This is a genomic window from Youngimonas ophiurae (nom. illeg.) (assembly GCF_049803795.1).
Lineage (GTDB): Bacteria > Pseudomonadota > Alphaproteobacteria > Rhodobacterales > Rhodobacteraceae > Thalassobius.
In genome coordinates this window covers 23,627-49,249 of sequence record NZ_JBNAGJ010000011.1, presented here as the reverse complement: position 1 = coordinate 49,249, position 25,623 = coordinate 23,627, and the positions used below count along the sequence as shown (strand labels likewise).

Here is a 25,623-nt window from a genome sequence, read left to right as displayed (position 1 = left end):
TGGCCGGTCTGCGCTTTCCGGGCGCGCGCCGACCAATGCGACGCCTGGCCCCCCAACTTCTGACAAGAGGACAGACCCATGACCAATCCCCAGATCGACTATGCCGCAATGGCGGCTCAGTGGCGCGCCGAGCGCGAAACCACCCTGAAAGCAACCCGAGCGGAACTGATCGCGCAATTGCGCGCGCTTGGCATCAACGAGGTCACCGCCGAATACGAAGGCTATGGCGACTCCGGCAATGTCGAGGACGTGAATGTGCAGCCTGCGGAGGTCAAACTGCCGGAAGCGCTTGTCACCGCCGTGGGCGATTTCGCCTGGTCACTCGCCTATCACCATCATCCGGGGTTCGAGAACAACGAGGGCGGCTACGGCACGCTGACCTGGGACATTGCAGCAGACAGCATCACCCTCGATCACGCCGACCGCTATGTCGAATGCTCGCACAGCTGTGACGAGGGGCTTTGAGATGGCCCATCCGCTTCATCATGCCGAAAGCTCTGCCCGGAAGTTCGGCGGGGTGCCGTCTGACTATCAGGCCGTCCACGATTGGTTTGACGCCTCGAAAGAGCACCTCGCGCTCTTCACGCACCGGGCCTTGCGTCACCATGCCCAAGGCCTGTTCGAGGCCGAACGTGTCTTCGGTCTGACCCTGACCAATAGCGCTGGTCGGGACATCCCCGTGCGCTGGATCGGCGAGCAACATGTCCGCGAAGATTGTCAGGGCCGTATCCCGAGCATGGCGGACTGGCTGCGACGCATACAGCCTGAGCCATGGATGGCCAATGGCCATATCGAGCAGCACGTCAGCGGGGAGCCCTGCGGCGATCCAAGGGTTGCCTGGGCCTCCGAGGTCGCCGCCGGCAGAACGGTTCTTGGCCTGAAAGATTGGATGGCGGCACGCGCGACGCAAGCCACGCAGAGCGCCTGACAGCTCTCGGCCGTTTGCCAAACGAATGCTGCGTGGAAGCCCGGTTGGATGACCGGGCTTCTTGCGTCGTTTCCCCACCATTCTTCGTAAGGAGGTTCGCATGACACTCGAAGACATCAAAGCCGCGGTCGATGCCGGGCAGACCGTGCATTGGGCCAATACCGGCTACGTTGTCCAGAAGGACCGGTTCGATCAGTACCTCATCACCTATGTGCTGAACGGCAGCTGCATCGGCCTGACCGACCGGGGCGGGCAACGGTTGAACGGAAGAGAGGCGGAGTTTTTCATCGCGCAATCGAAGGACGCCGCGGAAAATCCGGACAGCCAATCTAGACCAGACGGGCAGGGGAGGGGCGTAGCACCCGGAGGCGCGGGGGCCTTCCCACTCGGACGGCAGCTCTGACCCTTGGGCGGGGCTGAAAGGAAAGCAAGCTTTCTGTTTTGTGATCCCTCAAGGGGTCGAGAAAGCAATCCCGGATGCGCTGGCAAGAACGTCAGGCACCGGCCAATCCAAGAAGGAACTATCCCATGTTCGCAGGAACCCTCACCCGCAATGTCGAGACCGCCGCCGCCGAATACACCGGCATGATTCACTCGACGCGATTTGACATCGCCATCCAGCTTGAGGCACGGGCCAAGATGTCCGCGCGCAGCCCGGATTATGACGTGACGGCGATCAACAAGTCGGGCCGCAAGGTCCGCATCGGCACGGCCTGGAACGAAACCGGCAATACCAGCGGCAACCCCTACATCTCGATGCAGATCGACGTTGGCATCGGCCCGTTCCGGGTCAACGCGGTGCAGACGAAAGAGGCGCGCGCGGCTCAGAGTGGCGAATTCGAGATCATCCCTCTGGTCTCGAACGGCCCGATGAAATCCGGCTCGATCTCGGGCGAGCTCACCGCCATGGACGCCGACAACGCCTTCACCGGCTACATCGCCAACATGATGTTTGATCTGGAGTTCATCCTGATCGAGAACAGCTACAAATCCGAGGAGACCCACCCCGATTACCGCATTGAGGTCAGCTCCCCCCGGGGCACACCGATCCGCGTCGGCTCGGCCTGGATGGCGAAAAGCAGCCGCACGGGCAACGACTACCTGTCGCTGCTGATCAACACGCCCGATGGCGATTTGCGTGTCAACGCCGTGCAGAACGAAGAACAGCGCGGCGGGCAGACCTTCTCGATCATCCCGTTCATCGACAGCGGTGAGCAGCCGCAGGACGCAGGCGCGGGGCTGTCGCTGGTCGCGTGATCAGCGCGAGAGCCGAGACCAACTAAACCCGGAGGGGAGCCGTGGGACCACGGTTCCCCTTTTTCTGTGCTGGTGTGGTTTGGAGATTGCGCGAAGGAAACTATGCTTAAGTCAGGTGTTGGAGTAGGCCCAGAGCCGCCATTCTGCAGTCGGTAGCGGCCCCGGCTGATGCTGCAGAAAGCACCAAGGGCAGCGAAGCGCAGATAGCGATCTTTGCAAACTCAGTGTTTCTTTATCTCAACAAGCGCCTTTGCGAACATGACAACTGGAACGAGGCAAAGATCAAAGAACGATCAGGTGACTTGTTCGAGAACGCCAAGAAAATCTGAAACCTGCCGAACGCCGCAAGCTAGAGCGTACCTGTCGCCCTGCTTCGCCGGAGCTGTCCGTCACCCCTCACTTGCTGATGGGGGTGCGGCGGCGCAGAAGAACAGGGCACCGGCCTCCGCCCTGCTTTGCTGGTGAGTCAGGAACCCCTTACCCTATGAAAGCTCCTCCAAAATTGGCACTGTCTTCATGTGAGCCTCAACGGCTGACCTGACCTCATCGCTCATCGGCAGGTTTGCCGCTTCCGCTTCCCAATGCTCCCGAAAGAGCTGAACCGTCTCTTTGGCAGCATCGATCGCCATCTTCTTCGGAATGGCCGCTTTGACGGCAAGGTGCTCTAGCTCATCCACCGAGAATGCCGAGAACACCTTGGCACGACTGATCTTCATGTTGGTCGCATCGCCCGGAATGTAGGGCACAGTCGCCACAAAATCATAGGCAGGTGCCAGCGAGACATACCGCCTGTCCGGATAGATCAGTGACCAGTTTTTCATGTGCATGTCGGCATTGCCGATCAGCATGTTAAAGGTCAGGCGCCTGACATATTCGATGATGTCGGCATCGTTGCCTTCGGCGGCGATCACTTGGGCGATGTTCCGGAATGTGCCATTACCGTATTTGTCTTCGGGATAGAGCCCATATACCTGCGCAAAATCCTCGATATGCACGCGCGATCCGTCGGATAGCCGATCAAAGCGCTCGATCACAAAGGCATGGTTGCCGATCTTATCGATGCCTTCGGGCAAGTTCTTGATCGCATCGATGCCGACCAGATGGATGGCAGGCACGTTCATCCCGATTAGGCTGGCCAGTTTCATCATCGAGAATTCATTTTCAGGGACGCCTGCGAATTCACGGGAGGGGAGCTTGACGATCCAGGAGCCCCCGACCCCGGAGGCGGGAATGGTCAGCCCGCCACTTGCTTCCATCACGGCGGAAAACTTGAGCTGAACACCTGCCAGCGAAAACCGCAAAGCGTTCTCTCGCTGATCATCACCATGATCATCGGCTCCGTCGGCAGCATCCGGTGGCCAGGCTTCACCGTCAGCAGGGGCGATCGTGATCGCGCCGGGCAGGTCATGGCCAAGCGCCCAGAGCAGATAGAATTCACGTTCGGGGTTCACGCCCACCTGTTCGGCCAGGTATTTGCGCAGATGACCCTCGGGCAGAAGGTTTGAGAAGAAGGGCATGACGCGCTTCTGATACGGCCTAAAATCCGTGTAGAGCTCCCCAAATTCATCCTTGAAGGCAAGACCAAGCGTCGGCCTGTCAGGATCGGCGATGTACTCATCGGTGAAGGCAAAGATGGTGCGATCGCCGCCAAGATTGGTGAGTGTGCCGATAGGCTCCCCATACAGGTTTACGTTCAGGACTGAGACACTACTCATCGTTATCTCCATCAAGGCGATAGGCAGGGCGCGGCAATCGAGTCCGCTCCTCGTCGGCTACGCCATGAGCAAGCATGTTGCGCAAACTGTTCATCTGCTTTGACACGTCTTGCAGCGCTGCAACGCCACCCGCGCCCTCCACGGCTTTGAGCGCTTCGCGGATACTGCGCAACGTGTCGGTGTTCCGGATCAGGTTCTCGAATTGCCGCATCTCCCGAAACTGCCGCTGCAGGTTTTCGAAGGCGGGACTATCGATCTTGAGCGACTGGATGTGCTCAAGCTGCTTGGCGAGCCGGGCAATCTCTTTGCGGGCTTCCGGCGTGGCCTTCGGGACGTCGTTTACGCTACGGGTGATTGTCCTGACTGCTGGCGCAGCCTTGCGCGGCACGAGCGCCAGTTCCAGATCAAGGGCGTTGGCGATGGCGGTCAGGCTTGAGACGGTGAGGTTCACCGCGCCGCTCTCGATCTTGGAGATATGCGACTGCGGCACGCCTGCACGGGCGCTTAGCGCACGCTGGCTAAGCCCCTTCTTCTCGCGTGCAGCTTTCAGTGTTGCCGCTAGTTTTTCGCTCTCATAGCTCATTTTGATGTAATCCTGCATATCAAGCAAAGCGCTTGATCTATTTTAATGTATCATACGGAACACGAATTTTCAAGGAGTGATCTGTTTTCATATATCGAAAGACCGAGATGATCTACTTTTATAGATCATTTTTGGCGCGCTTTTAGCCCAGCCAAGAAGAGCCCGGCGTGCGGCTCACCATACGGTCGTATATGTCTTCCTCGGCCTCTTCGGTAGGCTCGAAGCGTGATGGCGCATCACCAAGATGGATCAGGGAGAGCGCAAAGTCGTGGACTTCGGAGACCAGAGCATACTCGGTGCAGGGCTCTTTGAACCAGATTCCTGCCTCATGCTCTCGCGTTGCTTTTCGCCGAACCAGTTCGGTTTCCGTTGCCGGTATCGCGGCGGCCGGTATCTCGATTGCCGGGCGGCCAGCCGTCTTGAAGTAGGCACCTGTGCGCAAGGCGCGATCACTCGACCGCGCCCAATGAATGAAGCCATCGATAGACTTCACCAGAACTGCACGGCGCTCGGTGTACTGCAACCAGCGCAGCGTCGCCGCGATCAGGGACACGCCGTAGCGGTCGGCGCATGCCCCCAAAGCCTCCAGGTCAGGCTGAGATTTTGGACCGATCTGCGCGCGGAAGTCATCCAGCGGCATGAGGAGATTTGCGGCAAACTCGTTCGCCTCCTTCTCGATCTGCCGGTACTTGCTGTCCCAGCGTTCCATATCCTCGGTGCTGCACTGGATACCGTCAGGATGATCCTGCCTGTGCAGGAGATAGTGCCCGAACTCATGGGCGAGCGTAAAGTTGATCCGCCCCGGCGATGCTGTGTCCGAATTGTAAAAGATGCCCCAGCCTTTCTCGCTAGGCGGCGCCTTCATCAAGGCGCCCTCGAAACCTTTCAACGGGGCGCCCTGTACAAGGCTTATCGGATCGTCAGGAAAGCGCTGCTTGGAAAAATCATAGGCGAGCGCTTCAACATTCACCGGAAAGCGGTCGTCGCCACCCAAGGTGTTCAGGATGATGGTCAGATCGTATGCCCATCGTTGTGGCGACTTCGGCTTGCTCATCCGGGTTTCCCCCATAGTTTTACCATCTCACGAATTTTTTCTTTCGTGTCGGCGTCCATGTGTTTGTACTCGCGATAGAACTGCGCATCGACAGCGTCTTCCTCGGTGATCGTCTGCTTTTCATCGAGCAGGTACTCAATCGTGACGCCAAGCGCTCCAGCGATCTTAGCCAGCTTCTCCGCCGATGGACGCGGCGGGTTCTTGTTCTCCAGCTCCCATATGTAGCTTTTGCTGGAGCCGGTGAGCTCGGCGAGTTTGTCGAGCGTGAGCTTTTGCTCCTTCCGTAAGCGGCGAATCTTCTCTCCCAGGCTGTTGGTCATGTGGCGGCCTCCCCGTCGATCTTCTTGTTCGGTAAAGACATACTTTACGTGCTTGACTTCTGACTTTCAACAAATATATGATGTTCGGTGTAGGCGCACTTTTTGTGCCTACACCCCTAACGAACAGGAGATGTGAAAACCATGAGTAAGGGACCGAAGACCCATCACGTCGTGCCGAACCCGGCGGGCGGATGGGATGTGAAGCGTGGCGGCGCATCCCGCGCCAGCAGCCACCATGAAACCAAGCAGGACGCTGTCGATCGCGGACGTGAAATCAGCCGCAACCAGCAAAGCGAACTGCGTATCCACAACCGCGACGGACGGATCGCTAACAGCGACAGCCACGGCGGCGATCCGTTCCCGCCCAAAGGCTAAAAAGAAAGGACACGGCCATGGCGAAGGACGAAACGGGCAAACCCGCAAAAGAGTACACGATTGTCGTGAACGGCCGCGAGAAGACCGTGACGGCGACAGAGCTTGGCGAGGACGATCTGGTCGCCCTTGCCTACGAAAACCCGCCCACTGGCGAGTTGATCTGCTTCACGATCACTTACCGGCGCGGCCAGGGCAACAAGCCCGAGGGCACGCTGGATGACGGCGATACCGTGAAGCTGAAGGAGGGCATGATCTTCAATGTCACGGCAACTGATAAGTCGTAACGACGATCTCAAGGCTCTCGAAGAAGGCGGATACGAGGTGGCTGTGAAAAGTGGCCACCTCGTGATCTCCAACGTGCCTTACGTGAACGCCAATCGGGAGGTAAAGCTCGGTACGCTCGTTTCGGTTCTGCAGATGAACGGGGGCGAGACGATGACGCCAAGCGACCACAAGGCTTATTTCGCGGGCGAACATCCTTGCAATCATGACGGCAAAACGCTCGAAGGCATCAGGCATTCCACCAAACGCCAGAGCCTCGGCAAGGACATCACGGTAGACCATATGTTTTCCGCTAAGCCGAAAGAGGGCTACCGCGACTACGAACACAAGATGACCACCTATGTGGAGATGATCGCATCGCCCGCGCGAAAGATCGATCCGACAGCGGATGCGCGCACCTACGTCGTGGCAAACACCAATGAGCCTGATCCGGTGTTCAACTACCATGACACGGCCTCGACACGAGCCGGGATCGGCGCCCTCTCGGACAAACTGGCTATGAACAAAGTGGCCATTGTCGGCCTTGGCGGCACCGGCTCTTACGTGCTCGATCTTATCGCCAAGACGCCGATCCGCGAACTGCATCTCATCGATGGGGATGATTTCCTGCAGCACAACGCGTTCCGCAGCCCCGGCGCGCCTGGCATCGAAACACTGCGCGAACGAAACAAAAAGGTCGATTACTTCGCGGCGCTTTATGCACCCATGCGCAAGGGGATCGTCCCGCATCCGGTCTATCTCGACGCCTCCAACGCGGAACTTCTGGACGAGATGGATTTCGTCTTCGTGTGCGTTGACTCTGGAGCAGCCAAGCGCCCGGCGGTCGAACGTCTCGAAGAACAGGGCACCCCCTTCATCGATGTAGGTATGGGCATTGAGATGGGCGATGATGCCTTGGTGGGCGTGCTGCGGGTGACGCTAAGCACCGATGAGCAGCGTGAACCTTTACGCCGCCGCGTGGGGATAGGCGAGGCGGACGTCGATGATGCGTACGCCACCAACATTCAGGTGGCTGATCTCAACTCCCTGAACGCGACACTCGCGGTGATCCGGTGGAAGAAGCTGGTAGGGTTTTATGCCGATTTTGAGGGCGAGCATTCCAGCAACTACACTATTGATGGCAACAAAATAGACAACATGGACAAGCGCGATGGCGATTAAGAAGATTACCCACAAATTTGTAAATGCGATCCCCGAACGGACCGAGGAGGGCATCCTGTATCTTGCCATGGATTACGCAACGGCAGTGCACAAATGCGCCTGCGGCTGTGGCAGGGAAGTCGTCACGCCCTTAAGCCCGACGGATTGGAAGATGGGCTATGACGGTGTGTCGATCTCGCTCTCGCCGTCCATCGGGAACTGGAGCTTTCCCTGCCGGTCGCATTACTGGATCAAGCACAGCAATATCCGGTGGGCAGGTGATATGAGTGATGAACAGATTGCCGCCGGACGGGCGCACGACCGTCGCGCCAAAGATCGGTATTACGATGCGCCGGAAGCCCCCGCATCAATGGCGAATGCAGATGTGCCACAAGGTCTTTGGCAACGTTTCCGGCGGTGGCTAAGCGGCAAGTAATGGTTAGTACCGACGCCGATATCCTTACCGCGAGAGCGGTTTTGTCCTTGTCCCGAATCCCTTCCGTTCGATGATGTATGGCGGCTGCACCTACGGCGAAAGACGGTTTATCCAGATGCGCATTCAGCATATGTATCCCCACCCGCCGCCAAAACCCGCAACTCTGCGAAAAGTAATTCACATAGTCAGCAGCGGCGTCGCCTGCACGTAGACCTCGATCTAGCCTTGCGGCCTCCCCAGCTCGGCTTCGCGTGTCGCAGGGGAGAACGGCCCTTCGGTCCGTCGCGCATTCGGCCATGCGGCCTCACCGCGGCGTTGCACCCAGGCCCCCGGTTTGCCCGCCTCGCGAGCACGTCTCTCCCTGGCCGCTCCGCCGGATTGCGCTCTGGTCTGTTTTGCGGAGCAAAACGATCCCGCCGCTGCATCCGTCTCCCGCGTCCGGTCGGGCCGTTTGCCTGCTCGGGTCGGGCAAACCTACCGTCAAAACACACACACATAAGTGCGGAAGCATATCCTCCGGATGGCCCCCAAATCAGCCCGCGTCAAGGATCGCAAAACTTTTCGGCGAGGTCGGGGCCTGTGGCCCGGGGCGGTTCCGTGCGTGAGTGCGCGCCTGTGTCGGGTGCTGCGCGCGGAAAACTTTTGCGCCCGGCAAGCCGGCGGCTGCGCCGTCCCTGACCCGGGCAGATTCGGAAACCAGACATTCGGCCATGCCCCCACACTCACGTGGTGGCTCTATAACCGAACACTGGAGACCAGACATGGCTTACGACACCGCGAACACCTACGAGACCATCGAACTTTTCGGGCTGACCGAGAAGGACGCCCACCTGCCGATCCCCGAAGATCACATCCTGACCGACCACATCATCCGCGAGAGCTTCGAGGCTTGGGACAGGAGATAGAGCAGCGCTCCGCCAGCACCGATTATTAGAACAACGACCAAGGCCAGAAGTGGCGAGCGCCGCGGGGCAGGGGGCGAACCAGCGCCCTTGCCTTGTTCTAGAGCAGCGAGGCGTTTCTCGAGGTCCGCGTTTCCGGTGTCGCTCATGATCCCACCCCCGCAGGCGGTGTGGCCTCGATACAGACCACCTCTTCCCCGATCCGCAGGACCCATTGCCGGTTCACCCCCGAGACCCGGATCACGCCATCCTCGGTGGCTTGCGTATTGACCGTCCGTTCGCGGCCACTGGCGTAGCGGAAGATCGCTGGCACCGGTGCGTTCCGTGGGAACTCGAAATACGTGAACGTCCCGTCATCCCAGACGCGGGCAGGGGTAAACTCGCTCCGCGCGCTGGCACCGTAATTGTAGTTCGGCGCTTGGGCTGCGATGGCACGTGTGGGGCGGCTGGTATCCTCGGGGTAGCGGAACTGGACCACGTAGAAGGTCGGACTGCGGACCTCCTGGACGTTGAAGTAGTAGCTCCGCCGGTTCGTATAGACCGTCACGTTGGTATGGACACCGCGCGCGACGGGTTTGATCGCGAAGGCCTGACCGCCGGGTACGCCGTCGATCTCAAACCCTTCCGTGTCACCCGCGATGATCGAACGGATGCTTTCACCCTCGCCGAACTCGATGGTGGTCACATGGGTGAGCGAGACGTTTAGCCGGTAGACCTGGCCCTCCTGATAGCTGGCAAGCCGCACCCGGTTGTCATTGGGCCCGCCGCGCGGGATGGCTTCGGCGAAGGCGAGGCTGGGCAACAGGGCAATCAGCAATATGAAAAGTCGAACAGGGAACAAATTCAATTCTCCAATCTGTCGGAGCGGATGGAATATTCGAGGACCGTGAAGCCGAAGGGGTTGGTCCAGACCTCATCGATGGAGCGGCGGGTCTCGGGGCGGAACTCGAAGAGGAGGGTGGCGGTGAAAAGCCCGGTTTGGACGCCGTTGATAGATGTCAGGCGCTTGCGCAGGCGGACCGTCGCGCGGTTGGTTCCGATCCGGTTGATGCTGAGGATCTCCACGTCGAGCCGCGCATTGGGGCCATAGACCGTCGGCGGGTAGTTCTCATTGGCGCTGTTCCAGATCTGGCGCAGCCCGCTCTCGGCAGCTCCGTCCGAGCGGCGCAGAACGCTGCGGATGCGCAGGTCATTGTCGAGCTGGTTATAGACCTCGCGGTCGGTCACATAGCGGAAGACCTCCGCCTCGATGACCGCCTGGTTGGCGGTTACCGAAGTCGCGCCCACCGAGGCTTCGGGGAGTGCAAAGCCGGTGGCGGGATCATAGGGGACAACGACGGGGGGCGGGTCGACATCGAGGATCGAGACAGCCGCGGCGCACAGACAGCCGAGGATGCCGAAGACAAGGCCCATCAGGCCAAGGCGTTGCCAGAGGCGTTCGCGGCGCAAGGCGCCGTAGACCAGTTCTTCCTCGATGATTTCTTGTTCACTCGCCACCATTCATGCCCCCACGATCAGTCTGCCCGTAGGTCCGGCAAGGTGAAATCCATGAAGCGCTGCTCCTCGGCGATGGTGGCGGCATCGATCACGCCGACGGTGCCGTCACCCACGGTTTGCACGGCTTCGAGTTGCCACATGGCGACAAGTGCGATGGCCAGTTCCGCCGTCACGCGCGTGTTAAGATCGATGCTTTCCTTGAGTTCGTCCATGTCGTCGATGAGCCCGACGAGGCGGTCTACCCGCTCGAGCGATTGGCCTGCGTCTTCATAGCTGTTCTGGGCGGCGGCCGAGACGAGCGCGCCGGTTGTTGCCTGCGTTGCCACGCGGTTGGCTCCGGGATTTCCGCTGGTGGCCATTTCCGAGAGGGTGTCATCGTCAAATCCGAGATCGGCCAGGACCCGGTCCATCTGGGTTTCGATCTCGCCCGCGCCGGAGCCAGAGAGGCCAGAGAAGTCGCCGGTCTTGATGGCTTCAATGGTGGCGAGGATGTCTCCGAACTCCTGATCAAGCAGGCCGTTCAGCTCGTCCTCCATCTCGGTGCGGATGATTTCTGGAAGCTCGGCGAGGCGGGTGAGCGCCTCATAGGTTCGTTGCAGCTCCGCGAGTTGGTCCGTGAGTGTCGCAAGCTGTTCGCGGAGCTGCGTCAGCTGCTCGTTTTGCAGGATCTCGTCTTCGATCATCTGCCGGAGCTGCTGGATGTTTTGCGCAATATTCTGGGTGTCGACGACCGGCACACCTTGCGCCACGGCAGCGGACAGGGTGCCGAGATGCAGACCGATCCCAAGCGTCGTGGCCAATGCCATCCTCACGAGCAAATCTCTCATCAGTCTATCTCCCTGATCGTGAATTCCATGAACGTGCCTTCGGCCATACGGGCGCTGGCCTGTGCCAATTCCTCGGCCGAAAGCACGCGGGTCCGCGCCGCTTGAAGACGAATACGCGCGGCGACGAGACGCACGAGTTCGGCGCGGGCATAGGTGTTGAGCGCGACGCTTTCCTGCACGTCTTCCGTCGCGGAAATCCGCTCGACGATATCCGCAATGCGCAGGGCGGCCTGCCTGATCGCAGCGGGTGAGTTGTTGCCATAAAAGGCCGCCCCATGACCCGTTAGGGAGAGGTTTGCATTTGCCAGAAGCGCGGGGTTGATCGTACCGAGCGCTTCGATCCCGCCGATGCGGCCCAGGTAGAGATTGTAGCGTTCGGGGATGACCTGAACGTAATGCCGGGTCTCGCGGAAGGGCGGCACGCCACCATATTCGAACACGCGACCGGGTCCGGCGTTATAGGCCGCGAGGGCGTTGATGATATTGCCGTCAAAGGTGTTGAGCTGTGTCGCCAGGTACCGCGCGCCGCCATGCACCTGCAGGTAGGGGCTGTTGTAGTATTCCGGGTTGATGCCAAGATCGCTGGCGGTCCCGGGCATGATCTGGGTGAGGCCGAACGCGCCGACGGGCGAGCGGGCGCCAATCGTGAACCGGCTTTCCTGCCAGATGAGCGCCTGTAGGAGTGCGCGCCATTGGACTGGGGAGAGGCCCGCGCGGCCCACGCCCGCAAATCCGCTGGTTTCCTGGGCGACGCGGATGATGAGTTGCTCGATGTTTTCTGCCGCATCCCCAAACATCTGTGCGCCGCCGGGATTGGGGTCGATCTCGGCATTGCCGTAGACCGCTTCGACGGAACGGGCTGGATCGCCACTACCGCTCTCCAATCCAGAGATCATCGCGGGCAGGCCCTGACCGCCGAAGCTGGTCTGGGCATCGAGGATGCGTTGCAGGGTTTCCAGCTGCTCCCGTTCGATCTCGGCAATGAGTTCGCGCACGGCAAGCTTGTCCGCCTGAACGGCCAAGTCAGCCTCGCGATCGCCAGTTTCGACGATATCGCGCGCGGTCAGCCCACTGTCATTGGTCGGCACGCCTTGAGACAAGGCGAGACCGGGCAGCAGGCAAAGTGCCAGGATATGGGGCAGGCTACACTTCAATGTCGCCCTCCGGCGCATCTAGAGGCGTAAAGGTGCAATCAGGCGTGACAGGTGCCGTGGACGCGAGGAATGTGAAGCAGTTCGCCTGCGGTTCCTGGTACTGGGCGCAGGAGGCCAAAGCGCCGAGCGCGGTGAGAAGAAACAGAGTACGAATCATGAAAGCCTCCAGAAGTCTGGGCGGTCGCGGTAGTCGGCACCGACCAAGGCCTCGCCTTTTTCCATGCCGCCGAGGATGGTGAGATTGGGCCCAAGGGCGCTCAGATCGGCATCGACGACGATCGAGCCTTGGTCGTCACGGATCAGCGCAAGGCGGCTGTCGCTGCCGGTGTTGAGAAGCACGTCGAGCTCCTTCTCCGTGAGGTTCAGCATTGCGTAATCCGCAGGCTGCGCGCGGATATTGGGCAGCAGGATCTGCGTCGGCACCGCCTCGATGATGGTTTTGCCGGTCCGGGTGCGCTCGAGCTGGCTGGCATATTGCGTCATCATCACCGCGACGGTGTTCTGCTTGCGCGCAGTCACGAGCCAGTTCGACAACCTTTCGGCGAAATATGCGTTGTCGAGCGCTTTCCAGGCCTCGTCGATCACGATGATGGTGGGGCGGCGGTCCTCGATCTCGCGCTCGACCCGGCGGAAAAGATAGGAGAGAACCGCCATCCGCTCCTTGTCGGCCTCGCTGTCGAGAATACCGGTCAGATCGAAGCCCACCACATCGCCCTTGAGCGAGAACGTGTCCTCGAGGCTCTGCCCGAAGATCCAGCCGTAGCGGCCGTCTTCGGTCCACTCGAGCAGGCGCTGGTGCAGATCGCCGCCATCATCGGTGGACACAAAAAGCGATGCGAAATCCCGCCAGTTCCGCAGGGCCGGATTGGGGGCCTGGGCATTCTGGCGTACCACTTCCTGGATGCGGTTGGTCTGCGCCGGGGTCAGGGGCTTGTCAGCGCGGTAGAGCAAGGTGGCAAGCCAGTCCGAGAGCCAGGCGGTGCCACGGGCATCGGTCTCTGTCCAGAGCGGGTTGAGGCCCGTGGGCTGACCGGCGTTCAGGGACGCGTAGCGCCCGCCATTCGCGCGGACCGCCATCTCCATACCAAGACGGTAATCGAAGACGAAGACCCGGGCGCCCGCGCGACGGGCCTGGGTCATCAGGAAGGCCGAAAGCACAGACTTACCTGACCCGGGCCGCCCCATGATCAGGGTATGGCCGCTGGTGGGTTCTTTGTCGGGCGAGCCTTGCTCGTGATAGGAAAACCGGTAGGCGCTCTGCTCCGGCGTGGGCAGATAGGTGATGACCTTGCCCCAAGGGGTTTTCTCAGCAGGTTTGCCAAGCTGCGTGCGATGAAACGCCCCAAAATCCGCGAAGTTGCGATTGGTGACGGCGCTGGCACGCACGCGCTTGGGCTGGTTGCCCGGGTGCTGGCTGAGGTAATGCGCCTTGGCCGCGACCCGCTCGCCAATCATCTTTATGCCTTCGGTTGCGGCGGCGTTCACGATCTCGGCGCTGAGGGTTTGCAGTTCTTCGAGCGTGTCGCAAAAGAGCGTCACGACCATGTGATGCTCGCCGAAGCTTTGGCGCTTGGCCTCGAGATCATCGGCGGCGATGTCGAGGGCTTCCAGGAGCGAGAGGGCTGCGTCCTGGCTGGCCTGCATCTGGCGCTTTTGCCGCTTGATACGGCCCGCCATGAGGTTCGAATTGATCGGCGTGAAGGAGTGCGTGACGATCATGTCGACCGGCAGGTTCAGCATGTCGAACATGGTGCAGGAGGTGCCTTCCGAGTATTCCCCGATGGTGAAACTCTTGCCGTAGCGATGCCCCACGACGCCTTCCGAGAGCTCGAAATGGTCCCCATGAAACGTCACGCGGGTATTGGCGACGTTGAAGGACAGAAAGCCGTAGGTGTTGGCCGGGTAGAGCGGCAGTTCCTGGCCAGTGTTGAGGGCCCCCAGAAAGCCGATCAACTCGCCGGACTTGGCCGAAAGCACACGTGGGTTAAGCTCCGTCAGGCCTGACAGGAACACGCTCACGGCCTCGCCCAGACGGCGCAGGCGCTTCTCGGTTGCTTCCTTAAGGCGATCCGGCGCGCTGCGGTTCAGGAACGGCAGGACGCTTTTCGGAGGCGGGCGATGAATCACGGTGAGCGTCAAGGTTTTGTCGCGCAGGCCGCTGGTCTCGAGTTTCGTGCGCCAGAGACGGTCAACTTCTCCAGCAAAACTGTCCTCACGCAGGGGCTCGAGGTCCGGCGTGATCGCCTTTGAGACCTTGTGGACGTAATAGCTGAACTCCGGCCCCAGCTGCGCGATGATCCTGGCAAAGAGGGCAGTCACCTTGTCGAGATAGGCATCATCCGTCGTGTAGCTGTTGACCCCATCGAGCCGGATGCACTGGAAAAGCTCGTTCACCCGGGTTCGTACAGTGCGGTCATCGACCAGACTGACGTAAGGCAGCATATGCGCGAGGCGGGTTTCCCGAGCATACCAGTCCGGCGTCATCGTGCGGAGATCGAGCGCTTCGTTCATGGCTTCATCAGGGCGCATAGCTGTCCCCGCCATGAATAGAGCGGTTCCGCGTCGGCGGGGTCTCCTGCAGCGCCGTCATCATCACGTCGATGAAGCGCGGATCCCAGTCCGCGGCCTTCCAGAGAACCGGGTAGAGCAGGGCGGCCACGCCCAGCACCGCGATGTGCTGGACCCAGACGAACAAGAGCACCGAGCCGAAGAGCCAGACCATCGCATACATGATGGGCAGGCCCAGAAGCTTCGGCGGGCGCACGAGGCCGAGAAAGAGAGGCGAGCGCTCAGCCACCGGCAAAGACCGCGGCAACGATGGTGGGAGCGGCGGCAACACCGGCGATGCCGACAAGCACCCAGAGGGCTTGGCGCAGGTCGATGATGTTGAAGAACCAGCTCAGGAAGACGCCCAGCACGGCCAGCGTCGCGATGACAACGCCAAGCGGACCGGTCAGCGCATCGACAATGCCCTGCAACAAGCTCTGGATCGGGGAGAGATCGATGCTTTGAGCAAGCGCAGGCTCTGCGAAGAGCAGGAAGAGCGCGAGCGACGCAATAAACAGGTTAGATATGTGCTTCATGAATTTGATCCTTCCAATCGGGCCACGACAGCCATGACGCGCGCCACGTGGTTCTGGGTTTCTCTGTAGGGGGGAATGCCGCCGTACTGGCGGATCGCATCGGGTCCGGCGTTGTAGGCTGCCAGCGCCAGATGCGGATCGCCGAAGCGCTCCAGCATCATCGCGAGGTAGCGGGCAGAGCCGTCGAGGTTCTGTTGAGGGTCACGCGGGTCGACGCCCAGATCACGCGCCGTCGCTGGCATCAATTGACCAAGGCCAATGGCACCTGCACTTGAAATCGCATCCTGCCGGTAGGCGCTCTCAACCTCGATATTGGCTCGATAGAGAGCTAGCCAATCCGTCACGGAAAGCCCCGCGCGACGCAGGCCGGGATGGCCGGCATAGCGCAAGGCCGTGGTCTGAATCCCGGAGAGGACATCGGCGCGGGGCAGGGGAGTCGGGCGGGCAAGGGCCGCGACTTGGACGCCCTCTTGCTCGGCCTCTACCTCGCCGAAGATCGCGATCCCATCGGAGGCCGAACTCTGACCAATCCCTTCATTGTAGTTTCGAGCAAAGCTGCTCTGAGAGCGGGACGGGGTCAGGGAGCCGTCGCTCTCCATGACCAGGACCATTTGCGCTGAGGCAGGTGCTGCGACCAGCCAGAGACAGACGAGGTTAGCTGCCAGCGCCCTTGTCTGATGGGGCTTTGTCTGGCGGCGCAAATTTGTGCGTACGGCTTGTCCCCGCCTCAAGCGGCAGGTCGACATGCGCAAAACCAAGGCCAATGAAGAAAGACACCACGCCGGAGATCGTCTTGAACTCGCGGATCTTGATATCGTTGTAGGTCGTCCGGGTGCGAGCGGTGACCAGCAGCTTTTCCACCCCGTCATCAGAGACAACACGCATGATCCAGACCCCGTAATAGCTGGGGCCTTTCTTGTGTGCCGACTCTTGGCACAGGATTTCTGCGCTATAGCCGCTTTCCACGAGTTCGCGGAACCTGGCTTCCGTAACCACATTTGGTGCTTCGATGTCCCAGTTCATGGCCCGGCTCACGCTTTCTCCAATGGCGCGACCCCAGGCATTCCTACTTGAAGCCCAGAGTTACGATAGTATATTATCAACCGCAAGATGTAATATCGTGCTTTGGCTGTAGTTTGGTTACGCAAACACTAGTCACGGCCAGTGTCCGCGATCAAGGAGATAACAGGTTTGAGAAACCCAAGGTTGACATGCCTGCTCCCATTGCAAGCTATGGCCCTTCTGATCTGCGTTCCTGGGCCGGTTTTGGCGGAATCCTGCTTTGCGCCATCCCGTCCTTTCCTGCCAAGCGATTCGCAGGCCGCGCGGGACTATGCGGATATCATCCGCGGCGACTTCGAAGATTACATTCAGGATATCCAGAGCTACTTCCGTTGCCTCGACGGTGAACGGGCCCGCGCCTTCGAGGAAGCGCGCGAAGTCAGCGAGGACTATGGCCGGTTCCTGCAATTGGTAGGGGATTGATGGGCAACCTCGGGAGCATCAGACTTGCAGCCCATGGAAACCAGACGCCGATAACACCCTCATATATCTACTTTTTAGATAACAGATTTCATCCGCTAGCGACGTCACAAAAGGTATGTGACGCGTGGCAAAGACAATCAGAAGCAAGGGACAAGTGGCACTCTGTCAGGCGTTGGTCGACGCCCGTGTCAAAGCGGGCCTTGGTCAGAAAGACCTGGCAGACAGGCTCAGATGCCACCAGTCCCTTATTGCCCGCCTTGAGAGCGGCCAGCGCCGGGTCGACGTTGTCGAGCTGGTCGTCTTGGCGCGCGCCATCGGCTTTGACCCGTTCGAGGTTCTGGCGATCGTTGAAGCCGCCACGGAGCCCGACCACAGGATTTGAAGCCAATGAATTGTTGAGAACACGGGAACCCACTTTCCCGGTCTGATGATCATTTCCTCATCGAGGACCAGTTAGCCAACATCAAAGAAGCCCGGCGCGCGGTCGTAGTGAACGCTCTGCAACCCCACGCCGCAATTCGCAGCGCCGCAGTGCAGGAAGCCAGTAAACAGTGAACGAAGATAAGGGTGAGGGCGTCGCGATCGCCAATCTGATCGGGACCGATGGGTGCAGTGTTGTTGGTTGGGTTTATCGCTGGAGGACAGGCTCACATGCGGTGATGTGGGACGTCCAAGGGCCCCAGCCGGTATCGGAAACCCGGCCGGATATAAGTGACGAACAGAAGCAAGAAATCGACTTCGATGCGCTGACGAGGATCGGAAGAAGCGACGACGGGTGAACAGAGCGAACCCGCGGTGTTTGCCTAAACGCCAAACAGCATGTGGACCGCGAAGCGTATGCGGTGCGGTCGTGCAAGCCAAAGAAGCCGTCTTCCATGACAAATCTACGTAGCGGCAGGTCAGTAGTTCACCTGCTCGAACCCGTAGTTGCCGTCATAGTCACGCCAATCGACGAAGACGGATCGGTGATAAATGCCAGGGCAATGCTCGCCCCAACGTTCAAGTCCCACATGGGCCTCGGGCAGGGCAGTTATCGAAGATCGCTGCCATGAGAAATCGCCTTGGGTCCCGTAGGTGCCGAGGACCACGGTCGCGCTTCGGTTACAATCCCCATCGCGCCCGGACTCGTGCTGTCGTGCATACCGTACATCGAAGACGCGGATGGACCGCACGAAATTGAACTCTGGCCCGCTGATATCGATGTCCGCGCGGTCCTGAACGAGCCGCAGGGCGAGGTCGGTGGGAACGAGATTATCTACTGGCAAGGATTGAAGCGGTCGACGGCTGTCGGTTCGGTACAAGGCTTCAAAGATGCCGCCAGCGTTGTTTTGTAACCGATCGTTCTCGTAGGAGGCGCCCATGGGACAGCGCCAGATTTGCAGCGGTGGTTCGACCGGCCAAGGTGTAATCCGCCGGATAAATTCGGCGCGGGCTCGGGCGCAAGGGACGGAAGCAGGCCAGCCGCCAGACAGGCACAAGAGGATCGCGCAATCGATCGGGTATGTCTGCGCGCGGGCGGGTATTGGCAGCGAAGAACCTGTCACGGTCAAAGCGACTGCGACCGAGGGGAGGAGCTTCTTGAGTAAATGGCGCATGCTGTGGAGCCTCCGTGATAGGAGTTCAGCATACATACAATAATATACTATCGCAACGCTAAGTATAAAGTCGCATAATGAAGTTTATGTTAAGTATTTGCGATCCTCGGGAATTCGAGAGCCCGTCTTTTTTTGGCTAAAGCCGATGGGTCGCAAATGTGCTTTTCCCTTGTTCCCGACCGGCACTGAGCGGGCGCAAGCAGAAACGAGAGTTCACAGACCGCAACGCATATATTGAACGGACAATGTGCTTGGCACGATAACACACTACTTCTGATTCTCGTTTGAACGCGGCAAAGCACCCGCTTCTTCTGATAGCTATCCCCAAGCTTATGAAAAAGCGTCAATATTTTTTGTTGACTGCTTCAGCTATTTATTACTTACTAGTCAGTAAAAAGGAAACCTAAATGCTGACAAAAAAACTGTCGTCTTGGAACCAAAGGGGTCGCCGATCTGGTGCGCGTTGACGAAATCATTGCTGCAGGCTGTAACCAGGGCTGCCAGCTCAGGATTGTGATCGAAGACATGCGATGCCAGCTGCCGCACGTCGTCCACCCAATTGGAAAGCCTCAGCCTGAAGGGGATCAAGGACAGCAAGAGCTACAAACACCTCGTCCACATGTACCTTACAAGCAAGGTACCCGGTGGCGGTTGCGTCGATTGTTGGCATGGGCGCCAAAAAGGCGAGCCACAAAATCAGCTGCATTTGGCAAGTTGAAAACACATTAAACCGGGTTTTCGAAGATGGCAGTGACGTGGTGAACAATCTCTGGAACCTGAACGAAACTACCAAGTGAAGTCGCGTTTCCCATCGGACACTTCCCGATGGCCGAACATCAAAAAAAGGAGCCTCATAATGAAGGTGCTGGTGCCTGTCAAACGCGTGATCGACTATAACGTGAAGGTTCGCGTCAAAGCGGGCGGATCGGGCGTTGATCTCGCCAACGTGAAAATGTCGATGAATCCGTTTGACGAAATTGCCGTCGAGGAGGCGATCCGACTGAAAGAGGCCGGCAAAGCCGAAGAGATCATTGCGGTCTCGGTCGGCGTAAAGCAGGCGCAGGAAACGCTGCGGACAGCTTTGGCCATGGGGGCCGACCGGGCGATCCTGATTGTCGCCGCCGACGATGTGCATACCGACATCGAACCCCTCGCCGTGGCGAAGCTGCTGAAAGCGGTGATCGACGAAGAACAGCCAGGTATCGTTCTGTGCGGTAAACAGGCCATCGACAATGACATGAACGCCACCGGGCAGATGCTTGCGGCGCTCACGGGTTGGGCACAGGCGACGTTCGCCTCCAAACTGGAGATCGACGGCGACAGCGCCAACGTGACCCGCGAAGTCGACGGCGGATTGCAAACTATCAAGGTCAAAATGCCGGCCATCGTCACCGTCGACCTGCGCCTGAACGAACCGCGCTATGCCTCGCTGCCGAATATCATGAAGGCCAAGAAAAAGCCGTTGGACGAAAAAACCGCCGCCGATTACGGCGTCGAAGTCGCCCCGCGCCTGGAAATCGTCAGCACGGCCGAACCCGAGGCCCGCGCCGCTGGGATCATCGTCGGCTCGGTCGACGAACTGGTCGAGAAACTCAAAGAAGCGGGGGCTGTGTAATGGCTGTTCTTCTCCTTGCCGAAGTGAACAATGGCGAATTGTCGCTGGACGCCACCGCCAAGGCCGTGACCGCCGCCAAGGCCCTGGGTGACGTGACCGCGCTCTGTGCCGGGGGCTCTGCCGCCGCCGCGGGCGAAGCCGCCGCCAAGATCGACGGCGTGTCCAGAGTGCTGGTCGCCGAAGACGCAAGCCTCGGCCACCGCCTGGCGGAATCCACCGCTGCGCTGATCGTGTCGCTGGCCGGTGATTACGAGCATATCGTTGCGCCCGCCACCACCGACGCCAAGAACGTGATGCCGCGTGTTGCCGCACTGCTGGACGTGATGGTGATCTCAGATGCCTCGGGCGTGGTTGACGGCAACACGTTCGAACGCCCGATCTATGCCGGCAATGCCGTGCAGACGGTCCGCTCGAACGATGCCAAAAAGGTCGTCACCTTCCGCACCTCGACCTTTGATGCGGCCGGTGACGGTGGTTCGGCCCCGATCGAAACCATCTCGGCGGGTGACAATCCCGGCCTCAGCGAATGGGTCGAGGACAAGGTCGCCGAAAGCGATCGACCTGAACTGACCTCGGCAGGCGTCGTGGTCTCGGGTGGCCGCGGTGTCGGTTCCGAAGAGGACTTCAAACTGATCGAAGCCCTCGCGGACAAGCTAGGCGCCGCTGTCGGCGCGTCGCGCGCGGCGGTCGATTCGGGCTATGCCCCCAACGACTGGCAGGTCGGCCAGACCGGCAAGGTCGTGGCCCCGGACCTCTATGTTGCGGTCGGCATCTCGGGTGCGATCCAGCACCTCGCCGGCATGAAGGACTCCAAGGTCATCGTTGCCATCAACAAGGACGAAGAGGCCCCGATCTTCCAGGTCGCGGATTTCGGACTGGTCGCCGACCTGTTCACCGCCGTGCCGGAATTGATCGAAAAGCTCTGATCTGGAGTCAGAAAATGACCTATACCGCCCCCCTTCAGGACATGCGTTTCGTTCTGCGCAAGCTTTGTGATCTCGACGCGATCAGCCAGTTGCCTGGCCTTGAAGAGGCAACGCCGGATATGGTGGACGCGATCCTCGAGGAAGCCGCCAAATATGCCGGCCTAGAACTGTCGCCGCTCAGCCGGTCCGGCGACCTCGCCGGTCTGGGTTTTGAAGATCGCCGGGTGACCATGCCCGAAGGCTGGAAAACCGTCTACGACATGCTGGTCGAGATGGGCTGGAACAGCCCGTCGGCAAGCCCCGAATACGGTGGCATGGGTCTGCCCTTCGTGGTCAATGCCTGCATCCAGGAGATGTTCCACGGCGCCAACATGGCATTCCAGCTCTGCCCGATGCTGACCCAGGGCGCGATCGAGGCGCTTGAATGCTATGCTTCGGACACCTTGAAAGAGACCTACCTGCCCAAACTGGTGAGCGGCGAATGGACCGGAACCATGAACTTGACAGAACCGCAGGCAGGGTCTGATCTGGCCGCGATACGGTCAAAGGCGGTGCCCGAGGGCGATTGCTACCGGATCAGCGGCCAGAAGATCTTCATAACTTACGGCGAGCATGACCTTACTGACAACATCATCCACCTCGTGCTGGCCCGACTGCCTGATGCTCCGGCGGGCGTCAAAGGCATCTCGCTCTTCGTTGTACCGAAGGTGATGCCAGATGGCGCTCCCAATGACGTGCACTGCGTTTCGATTGAGCACAAGCTGGGTATTCATGCCAGCCCGACATGCACGTTGTCATTTGGAGATAGCGGTGGCGCCGTCGGTTACCTTGTGGGCGAGGTCAACCGTGGACTGGAGTATATGTTCGCGATGATGAACAACGCCCGGCTCAATGTGGGAATCCAGGGCATCGGCGTTGCCGAACATGCCTGCCAGGACGCGGCGGCGTATGCAGCCGACCGCCGGCAGGGCAAGGTTGACGGGGTCGAGGGGTCGGCCGCAATCATTCACCATCCAGATGTTCGCCGCATGCTGGGTATCATGAAGAGCCGCACCGAAGCCGCCCGCATTCTCGCCTACCGCGCCGCGGCGGCGCTGGATTTTGCGCATCGCGCCGTCGACCCCGAGGCCCGGGACCGTGCACAGCGCCGGGTTGATCTACTGATCCCGGTTGTCAAAGGCTGTTCGACCGAGATGTCGATCCAGACCGCCTCGCTTGGCATTCAGGTTCATGGTGGCATGGGCTATATCGAGGAAACCGGTGTAGCACAGCACCTGCGCGACGCCCGGATCACCACGATCTACGAGGGTACCACGGGCATTCAGGCACTCGACCTGACCGGGCGCAAGATCCTGCGCGACCGCGGTGCGGCGGTTCAGGAAATCATCGACGACATGCGATTGAGCGCGGCGGAACTTGCCTGCGAGAGCAGCCCGCACGGTGATTGGACGCTCTTGTCGCGCAGCGTTTCGCACGCTGCCGATACGGTGGAAACCGCTACAAGATGGCTGCTTGATGCGGGTAAGGAAACCGCACATACGCAGGCCGCGTCGGCAATGAACGTGCTAGAGCTCTTCGGCCTTTCGCTGGGCGCCTGGGCCTTGGGCGATGCGGCGCTTGCTGCCGCTGGGGAACCTGCCGCGGGTGGCCAATCCGACCATGCCGGCGCCAAGATCCGGCTGGCGGAATTCTATGCGCAGCAAGTCTTCCCCGAGGCGCTGGCACGGCTGAGCGCGGCGACGGATGGTGCGTCGAGCGTTCTGGCGCTGGCACCCTCTGATCTGCACAGCGTTGCGTGAGGTCATTGAGATGTCTGGATCTGCACGAGAAACGATAGAATATGATGTGGTGATCGTCGGCGCGGGGCCTGCGGGTCTGAGCGCCGCGGTCCGTCTCAAGCAGCTCGACAGTTCGCTTGACGTGGTGGTGCTGGAAAAGGGTTCGGAAGTGGGGGCGCATATCCTGTCCGGCGCAGTACTCGATCCCTCGGGGCTCGAGGCGCTGATCCCCGACTGGAAGGAAAAGGGCGCGCCGCTAAACGTCCCGGTGACCTCCGACAAGTTCTACATGCTGGGCGAGGCCGGTCAGATCCGGGTGCCGGGGTTTCCGATGCCGCCGCTGATGAACAACCACGGCAACTACATCGTCAGCATGGCCAATGTCTGTCGCTGGATGGCCGAGCAGGCCGAGGAGCTGGGCGTCGAGGTTTTCCCCGGCATGGCCTGTTCCGAGCTGGTTTATGACGAAAACGGCGGCGTGAAGGGTGTTGTGGCCGGTGAGTTCGGCAAGGAAGCCGATGGCACACCGGGGCCGGCCTATGAGCCCGGCATGGAGCTGCACGGCAAGTACGTGTTTCTGTCCGAGGGCGTGCGCGGGTCACTGGCCAAGGAAGTGATTGCCAAATACGACCTGTCGAAGGGCAAGGAGCCGCAGAAATTCGGCATCGGCATGAAAGAGATCTGGGAGATCGACCCGGACAAGCACAACGAGGGTGAGGTGACCCACACCATGGGCTGGCCGCTGGGAGGCAATGCCGGGGGCGGGTCGTTCATCTATCACCTCGAGAACAACCAGGTCTATGTCGGGTTCGTGGTGCACCTGAACTACAAGAACCCGCATCTCTTCCCCTATATGGAATTCCAGCGCTTCAAGCATCACCCGATGGTGGCCGAACTGCTGGAAGGCGGCAAACGCGTGGCTTACGGCGCGCGGGCGATCTCTGAGGGCGGGTTCCAGTCGATGCCCAAGATGGTGGCGCCGGGTGTGGCGCTGCTGGGCTGTTCGGTGGGCATGGTCAACGTGCCGCGGATCAAGGGCAACCATAATGCGATGCTGAGCGGCAAGGCCGCCGCCGAGGCCGCGCATGCCGCCATTGAAGGCGGACGTTCCAGCGATGAATTGAGCGACTACGAGACCGAAGTCCGCACCGGCCCCATCGGCAAGGACCTCAAGAAAGTGCGTAATGTCAAGCCGCTCTGGTCCAAGTATGGCCTGCTGGCCAGCCTGACGCTGGGCGGGTTCGACATGTGGACCAACACGCTGGGCTTCAGCCTGTTTGGTACGCTCAAACACGGCAAGACCGACGCCGCCGCGACCGAGCAGGCCAGCACGCACAAGCCCATCGAGTACCCCAAGCCCGATGGCACGCTCAGCTTTGACCGGCTGACCAATGTCAGCTTCTCGATGACCAATCACGAGGAAAGCCAGCCTGCGCATCTGCAGCTGAAAGACCCCAACGTGCCGATGTCCGTGAACATGCCGAAATATGCCGAACCGGCACAGCGGTACTGTCCTGCGGGCGTGTACGAGGTGGTTGAAGACAAATTTGTCATCAACTTCCAGAACTGTGTGCACTGCAAGACCTGCGACATCAAGGACCCCAGCCAGAACATTAACTGGGTCACGCCGCAGGGGGGCGACGGGCCGAACTATCCCAACATGTAACGCAATATCAGGAGAACCGGACTATGAACGAGCTGAACGGATATGACATCGAGGATCTCGAACCGGGCATGATCGCCACGTTTTCGAAAACCATTACCGATGCCGACATCATTCTTTTTGCGGGTGCGTCCGGCGACAACAACGCGATTCACATCAACGATGAATTCGCTAAGACCCCCCGTTCAATGGCCGTATCGCGCATGGATTTCTGACCGCCAGCACCATTTTAGCAGCGATTGCCAACAAACTGCCTGGGCCAGGAACAATCTATATTTCGCAGGCGATGAATTTCGTGGCGCCTGTGCGTCCGGGTGACACGGTTCATGCTGAAGTGGTTGTCAAGGAAATCATGCGAGGGCGCTGCCGCGCCGTCCTGCAAACGACCTGCCGCGTACGGGACCAGGTCGTCGTGGATGGCGAGGCAACGGTCAAATTGACGTCCAGCGCCAAACGGGCCGCCAAGGCCGCTTAACGCGGTGCCGGTAGTGCCGACGTTTCCTGATTCAGTCACCCAGACGGAGACACCTGTGACCGAACGTCCCATCAGCCGCTATTCGGTTCCCGACGTGAATGCGCTTCCCGAGGATCCGAAATCCATGATCCTCGGCATTCAGAAAAAGGGCGGGGGTTATTCCGAATGTGTTTCTGGCCTTTGCGCACCGACCCGCGGACTGCGCGCGTTCATGGCCTATCATGATGCATTGATGGAGAAAGAAAGCGGATTGTCTCAGGCCGACCGCGAAATGATCGTTGTGGCAACCTCCAATGACAATAGCCGCCTGTATTGCCGATTGCTCACGGGGCGATTCTCCGGATCCGCGTCAGGAACCCGATGATTGCAGACCAGGTCGCCACGAATTGTCGCAAAGCGAATATTACACCCCGGCAGGTGGCAATGCTCGATTTCGCGTTAAAAGTGTTCGATAATGCAGTTGCGATCGATGAGTTCGATTTCGAAACCCTACATGGGCACGGTTTCAACGATGAGGATATCTGGGACATCGA

At 59.9% G+C, this 25,623-nt stretch carries 30 protein-coding genes and 3 pseudogenes; 17 read left to right on the top strand and 16 right to left on the bottom strand.

Annotated features, from left to right (window positions below; translation table 11 throughout):
* Positions 1 to 78 precede the first annotated feature (78 nt).
* From ACP15O_RS17370 to ACP15O_RS17355, 4 genes are all read left to right on the top strand, one after another.
* On the top strand, positions 79 to 465 hold the full coding sequence (locus ACP15O_RS17370; RefSeq protein ID WP_425097371.1) for a DUF6878 family protein: 387 nt from the start codon (positions 79 to 81) through the stop codon (positions 463 to 465).
* Position 466: 1 nt separating this feature from the next.
* Positions 467 to 928: a DUF6915 family protein gene (locus ACP15O_RS17365; protein ID WP_425097370.1), complete on the top strand. Its 462-nt coding sequence runs from the start codon at positions 467 to 469 to the stop codon at positions 926 to 928.
* A 100-nt stretch (positions 929 to 1,028) separates the two neighbouring features.
* Positions 1,029 to 1,331, top strand: coding sequence for a hypothetical protein (locus ACP15O_RS17360; protein WP_425097369.1), 303 nt, complete (start codon positions 1,029 to 1,031; stop codon positions 1,329 to 1,331).
* A gap of 125 nt (positions 1,332 to 1,456) precedes the next feature.
* Complete coding sequence (locus ACP15O_RS17355; protein WP_425097368.1) at positions 1,457 to 2,185, top strand: DUF736 family protein; 729 nt, start codon at positions 1,457 to 1,459, stop codon at positions 2,183 to 2,185.
* A gap of 482 nt (positions 2,186 to 2,667) precedes the next feature.
* On the opposite strand, the gene ACP15O_RS17350 is transcribed toward ACP15O_RS17355, so the two are convergent.
* The 4 genes from ACP15O_RS17350 to ACP15O_RS17335 all read right to left on the bottom strand — a co-directional run bounded on the left by ACP15O_RS17350 (position 2,668) and on the right by ACP15O_RS17335 (position 5,857).
* Positions 2,668 to 3,900, bottom strand: a complete 1,233-nt coding sequence (locus ACP15O_RS17350; protein ID WP_425097367.1) for a type II toxin-antitoxin system HipA family toxin — start codon at positions 3,898 to 3,900, stop codon at positions 2,668 to 2,670.
* Positions 3,893 to 4,483, bottom strand: coding sequence for a helix-turn-helix domain-containing protein (locus ACP15O_RS17345; protein ID WP_425097366.1), 591 nt, complete (start codon positions 4,481 to 4,483; stop codon positions 3,893 to 3,895). The genes ACP15O_RS17350 and ACP15O_RS17345 overlap by 8 nt, the downstream gene beginning before the upstream one ends.
* Positions 4,484 to 4,625: 142 nt before the next feature.
* Positions 4,626 to 5,537, bottom strand: coding sequence for an ImmA/IrrE family metallo-endopeptidase (locus ACP15O_RS17340; protein WP_425097365.1), 912 nt, complete (start codon positions 5,535 to 5,537; stop codon positions 4,626 to 4,628).
* Entirely contained in the window at positions 5,534 to 5,857 is a 324-nt protein-coding gene (locus ACP15O_RS17335; RefSeq protein WP_425097364.1) for a helix-turn-helix domain-containing protein, read from the bottom strand. The genes ACP15O_RS17340 and ACP15O_RS17335 overlap by 4 nt, the downstream gene beginning before the upstream one ends.
* 141 nt (positions 5,858 to 5,998) lie before the next feature.
* Here ACP15O_RS17335 and ACP15O_RS17330 point away from each other — a divergent pair, with 141 nt between their 5' ends.
* The 5 genes and pseudogenes from ACP15O_RS17330 to ACP15O_RS17310 all read left to right on the top strand — a co-directional run.
* Complete coding sequence (locus tag ACP15O_RS17330; protein WP_088736227.1) at positions 5,999 to 6,232, top strand: DUF2188 domain-containing protein; 234 nt, start codon at positions 5,999 to 6,001, stop codon at positions 6,230 to 6,232.
* Between the two features lie 17 nt (positions 6,233 to 6,249).
* Positions 6,250 to 6,516, top strand: a complete 267-nt coding sequence (locus tag ACP15O_RS17325; protein WP_425097363.1) for a multiubiquitin domain-containing protein — start codon at positions 6,250 to 6,252, stop codon at positions 6,514 to 6,516.
* Positions 6,491 to 7,675, top strand: a complete 1,185-nt coding sequence (locus ACP15O_RS17320; protein WP_425097362.1) for a ThiF family adenylyltransferase — start codon at positions 6,491 to 6,493, stop codon at positions 7,673 to 7,675. Before ACP15O_RS17325 ends, ACP15O_RS17320 begins: the two co-directional genes overlap by 26 nt.
* On the top strand, positions 7,665 to 8,090 hold the full coding sequence (locus tag ACP15O_RS17315; protein ID WP_425097361.1) for a ubiquitination-like system serine protease family protein: 426 nt from the start codon (positions 7,665 to 7,667) through the stop codon (positions 8,088 to 8,090). Before ACP15O_RS17320 ends, ACP15O_RS17315 begins: the two co-directional genes overlap by 11 nt.
* Positions 8,091 to 8,851: 761 nt before the next feature.
* A pseudogene (locus tag ACP15O_RS17310) lies at positions 8,852 to 8,980 on the top strand (DUF2493 domain-containing protein); the annotation flags it as partial.
* Here the strand turns inward: ACP15O_RS17310 and ACP15O_RS17305 are convergent.
* The 11 genes and pseudogenes from ACP15O_RS17305 to ACP15O_RS17255 form a co-directional block, all read right to left on the bottom strand.
* A pseudogene (locus ACP15O_RS17305) lies at positions 8,980 to 9,141 on the bottom strand (TrbI/VirB10 family protein); the annotation flags it as partial. The pseudogenes ACP15O_RS17310 and ACP15O_RS17305 overlap by 1 nt on opposite strands.
* Positions 9,138 to 9,833 carry a TrbG/VirB9 family P-type conjugative transfer protein gene (locus ACP15O_RS17300; RefSeq protein ID WP_425097360.1) on the bottom strand — a complete coding sequence of 232 codons (696 nt, stop codon included), beginning with the start codon at positions 9,831 to 9,833 and terminating at the stop codon, positions 9,138 to 9,140. The pseudogene ACP15O_RS17305 and the gene ACP15O_RS17300, both read right to left, overlap by 4 nt.
* Positions 9,834 to 9,835: 2 nt before the next feature.
* On the bottom strand, positions 9,836 to 10,492 hold the full coding sequence (locus ACP15O_RS17295; protein WP_425097359.1) for a VirB8 family type IV secretion system protein: 657 nt from the start codon (positions 10,490 to 10,492) through the stop codon (positions 9,836 to 9,838).
* A gap of 14 nt (positions 10,493 to 10,506) precedes the next feature.
* Positions 10,507 to 11,316 carry a type IV secretion system protein gene (locus ACP15O_RS17290; RefSeq protein ID WP_425097358.1) on the bottom strand — a complete coding sequence of 270 codons (810 nt, stop codon included), beginning with the start codon at positions 11,314 to 11,316 and terminating at the stop codon, positions 10,507 to 10,509.
* Positions 11,316 to 12,404: a lytic transglycosylase domain-containing protein gene (locus ACP15O_RS17285; RefSeq protein WP_425097386.1), complete on the bottom strand. Its 1,089-nt coding sequence runs from the start codon at positions 12,402 to 12,404 to the stop codon at positions 11,316 to 11,318. Before ACP15O_RS17285 ends, ACP15O_RS17290 begins: the two co-directional genes overlap by 1 nt.
* Before the next feature lie 55 nt (positions 12,405 to 12,459).
* Positions 12,460 to 12,627, bottom strand: a complete 168-nt coding sequence (locus ACP15O_RS17280; RefSeq protein ID WP_425097357.1) for a hypothetical protein — start codon at positions 12,625 to 12,627, stop codon at positions 12,460 to 12,462.
* Positions 12,624 to 14,999 (bottom strand): VirB4 family type IV secretion/conjugal transfer ATPase, encoded by a 2,376-nt coding sequence (locus ACP15O_RS17275; RefSeq protein ID WP_425097356.1) that lies wholly within the window; start codon positions 14,997 to 14,999, stop codon positions 12,624 to 12,626. Before ACP15O_RS17275 ends, ACP15O_RS17280 begins: the two co-directional genes overlap by 4 nt.
* A complete protein-coding gene (locus ACP15O_RS17270; protein WP_008327373.1) occupies positions 14,989 to 15,267 on the bottom strand; it encodes a VirB3 family type IV secretion system protein in 279 nt (92 codons plus the stop codon). Before ACP15O_RS17270 ends, ACP15O_RS17275 begins: the two co-directional genes overlap by 11 nt.
* Entirely contained in the window at positions 15,260 to 15,553 is a 294-nt protein-coding gene (locus tag ACP15O_RS17265) for a TrbC/VirB2 family protein (RefSeq protein WP_425097355.1), read from the bottom strand. The genes ACP15O_RS17270 and ACP15O_RS17265 overlap by 8 nt, the downstream gene beginning before the upstream one ends.
* Positions 15,550 to 16,164 carry a lytic transglycosylase domain-containing protein gene (locus ACP15O_RS17260; protein ID WP_425097354.1) on the bottom strand — a complete coding sequence of 205 codons (615 nt, stop codon included), beginning with the start codon at positions 16,162 to 16,164 and terminating at the stop codon, positions 15,550 to 15,552. The genes ACP15O_RS17265 and ACP15O_RS17260 overlap by 4 nt, the downstream gene beginning before the upstream one ends.
* A gap of 43 nt (positions 16,165 to 16,207) precedes the next feature.
* Entirely contained in the window at positions 16,208 to 16,576 is a 369-nt protein-coding gene (locus ACP15O_RS17255) for a hypothetical protein (protein ID WP_008327368.1), read from the bottom strand.
* Positions 16,577 to 16,786: 210 nt separating this feature from the next.
* Here ACP15O_RS17255 and ACP15O_RS17250 point away from each other — a divergent pair, with 210 nt between their 5' ends.
* On the top strand, positions 16,787 to 17,038 hold the full coding sequence (locus ACP15O_RS17250) for a hypothetical protein (RefSeq protein ID WP_064223255.1): 252 nt from the start codon (positions 16,787 to 16,789) through the stop codon (positions 17,036 to 17,038).
* 124 nt (positions 17,039 to 17,162) lie between these two features.
* Complete coding sequence (locus tag ACP15O_RS17245) at positions 17,163 to 17,420, top strand: helix-turn-helix domain-containing protein (RefSeq protein WP_017470289.1); 258 nt, start codon at positions 17,163 to 17,165, stop codon at positions 17,418 to 17,420.
* A 517-nt stretch (positions 17,421 to 17,937) separates the two neighbouring features.
* Here ACP15O_RS17245 and ACP15O_RS17235 read toward each other — a convergent pair.
* A complete protein-coding gene (locus tag ACP15O_RS17235) occupies positions 17,938 to 18,633 on the bottom strand; it encodes a hypothetical protein (RefSeq protein ID WP_173674657.1) in 696 nt (231 codons plus the stop codon).
* An 856-nt stretch (positions 18,634 to 19,489) separates the two neighbouring features.
* Between ACP15O_RS17235 and ACP15O_RS17230 the strand changes: the two genes are divergently transcribed.
* The 6 genes and pseudogenes from ACP15O_RS17230 (at position 19,490) to ACP15O_RS17205 (ending at position 25,454) form a co-directional block, all read left to right on the top strand.
* Entirely contained in the window at positions 19,490 to 20,248 is a 759-nt protein-coding gene (locus ACP15O_RS17230; RefSeq protein WP_161353838.1) for an electron transfer flavoprotein subunit beta/FixA family protein, read from the top strand.
* Positions 20,248 to 21,174 (top strand): electron transfer flavoprotein subunit alpha/FixB family protein, encoded by a 927-nt coding sequence (locus ACP15O_RS17225; protein WP_161353837.1) that lies wholly within the window; start codon positions 20,248 to 20,250, stop codon positions 21,172 to 21,174. The genes ACP15O_RS17230 and ACP15O_RS17225 overlap by 1 nt, the downstream gene beginning before the upstream one ends.
* 14 nt (positions 21,175 to 21,188) lie before the next feature.
* Complete coding sequence (locus ACP15O_RS17220) at positions 21,189 to 22,973, top strand: acyl-CoA dehydrogenase (RefSeq protein WP_161353836.1); 1,785 nt, start codon at positions 21,189 to 21,191, stop codon at positions 22,971 to 22,973.
* Positions 22,974 to 22,983: 10 nt separating this feature from the next.
* Positions 22,984 to 24,618, top strand: coding sequence for an electron transfer flavoprotein-ubiquinone oxidoreductase (locus ACP15O_RS17215; protein WP_239368547.1), 1,635 nt, complete (start codon positions 22,984 to 22,986; stop codon positions 24,616 to 24,618).
* A 23-nt stretch (positions 24,619 to 24,641) separates the two neighbouring features.
* Positions 24,642 to 25,090: pseudogene (locus tag ACP15O_RS17210) on the top strand (MaoC family dehydratase).
* 55 nt (positions 25,091 to 25,145) lie between these two features.
* Positions 25,146 to 25,454: a carboxymuconolactone decarboxylase family protein gene (locus ACP15O_RS17205; RefSeq protein WP_370687519.1), complete on the top strand. Its 309-nt coding sequence runs from the start codon at positions 25,146 to 25,148 to the stop codon at positions 25,452 to 25,454.
* Positions 25,455 to 25,623: the final 169 nt, after the last annotated feature.

Bases quoted from the DNA above. Each gene is read 5' to 3' on its own strand.
- ACP15O_RS17370 (WP_425097371.1), top strand. From the start codon at position 79: ATGACCAATCCCCAGATCGACTATGCCGCAATGGCGGCTCAGTGGCGC.
- ACP15O_RS17365 (WP_425097370.1), top strand. From the start codon at position 467: ATGGCCCATCCGCTTCATCATGCCGAAAGCTCTGCCCGGAAGTTCGGC.
- ACP15O_RS17360 (WP_425097369.1), top strand. From the start codon at position 1,029: ATGACACTCGAAGACATCAAAGCCGCGGTCGATGCCGGGCAGACCGTG.
- ACP15O_RS17355 (WP_425097368.1), top strand. From the start codon at position 1,457: ATGTTCGCAGGAACCCTCACCCGCAATGTCGAGACCGCCGCCGCCGAA.
- ACP15O_RS17350 (WP_425097367.1), bottom strand. From the start codon at position 3,900: ATGAGTAGTGTCTCAGTCCTGAACGTAAACCTGTATGGGGAGCCTATC.
- ACP15O_RS17345 (WP_425097366.1), bottom strand. From the start codon at position 4,483: ATGAGCTATGAGAGCGAAAAACTAGCGGCAACACTGAAAGCTGCACGC.
- ACP15O_RS17340 (WP_425097365.1), bottom strand. From the start codon at position 5,537: ATGAGCAAGCCGAAGTCGCCACAACGATGGGCATACGATCTGACCATC.
- ACP15O_RS17335 (WP_425097364.1), bottom strand. From the start codon at position 5,857: ATGACCAACAGCCTGGGAGAGAAGATTCGCCGCTTACGGAAGGAGCAA.
- ACP15O_RS17330 (WP_088736227.1), top strand. From the start codon at position 5,999: ATGAGTAAGGGACCGAAGACCCATCACGTCGTGCCGAACCCGGCGGGC.
- ACP15O_RS17325 (WP_425097363.1), top strand. From the start codon at position 6,250: ATGGCGAAGGACGAAACGGGCAAACCCGCAAAAGAGTACACGATTGTC.
- ACP15O_RS17320 (WP_425097362.1), top strand. From the start codon at position 6,491: ATGTCACGGCAACTGATAAGTCGTAACGACGATCTCAAGGCTCTCGAA.
- ACP15O_RS17315 (WP_425097361.1), top strand. From the start codon at position 7,665: ATGGCGATTAAGAAGATTACCCACAAATTTGTAAATGCGATCCCCGAA.
- ACP15O_RS17295 (WP_425097359.1), bottom strand. From the start codon at position 10,492: ATGGTGGCGAGTGAACAAGAAATCATCGAGGAAGAACTGGTCTACGGC.
- ACP15O_RS17290 (WP_425097358.1), bottom strand. From the start codon at position 11,316: ATGAGAGATTTGCTCGTGAGGATGGCATTGGCCACGACGCTTGGGATC.
- ACP15O_RS17280 (WP_425097357.1), bottom strand. From the start codon at position 12,627: ATGATTCGTACTCTGTTTCTTCTCACCGCGCTCGGCGCTTTGGCCTCC.
- ACP15O_RS17275 (WP_425097356.1), bottom strand. From the start codon at position 14,999: ATGCGCCCTGATGAAGCCATGAACGAAGCGCTCGATCTCCGCACGATG.
- ACP15O_RS17265 (WP_425097355.1), bottom strand. From the start codon at position 15,553: ATGAAGCACATATCTAACCTGTTTATTGCGTCGCTCGCGCTCTTCCTG.
- ACP15O_RS17260 (WP_425097354.1), bottom strand. From the start codon at position 16,164: ATGGTCCTGGTCATGGAGAGCGACGGCTCCCTGACCCCGTCCCGCTCT.
- ACP15O_RS17255 (WP_008327368.1), bottom strand. From the start codon at position 16,576: ATGAACTGGGACATCGAAGCACCAAATGTGGTTACGGAAGCCAGGTTC.
- ACP15O_RS17250 (WP_064223255.1), top strand. From the start codon at position 16,787: ATGGCCCTTCTGATCTGCGTTCCTGGGCCGGTTTTGGCGGAATCCTGC.
- ACP15O_RS17235 (WP_173674657.1), bottom strand. From the start codon at position 18,633: ATGCGCCATTTACTCAAGAAGCTCCTCCCCTCGGTCGCAGTCGCTTTG.
- ACP15O_RS17230 (WP_161353838.1), top strand. From the start codon at position 19,490: ATGAAGGTGCTGGTGCCTGTCAAACGCGTGATCGACTATAACGTGAAG.
- ACP15O_RS17225 (WP_161353837.1), top strand. From the start codon at position 20,248: ATGGCTGTTCTTCTCCTTGCCGAAGTGAACAATGGCGAATTGTCGCTG.
- ACP15O_RS17220 (WP_161353836.1), top strand. From the start codon at position 21,189: ATGACCTATACCGCCCCCCTTCAGGACATGCGTTTCGTTCTGCGCAAG.
- ACP15O_RS17215 (WP_239368547.1), top strand. From the start codon at position 22,984: ATGTCTGGATCTGCACGAGAAACGATAGAATATGATGTGGTGATCGTC.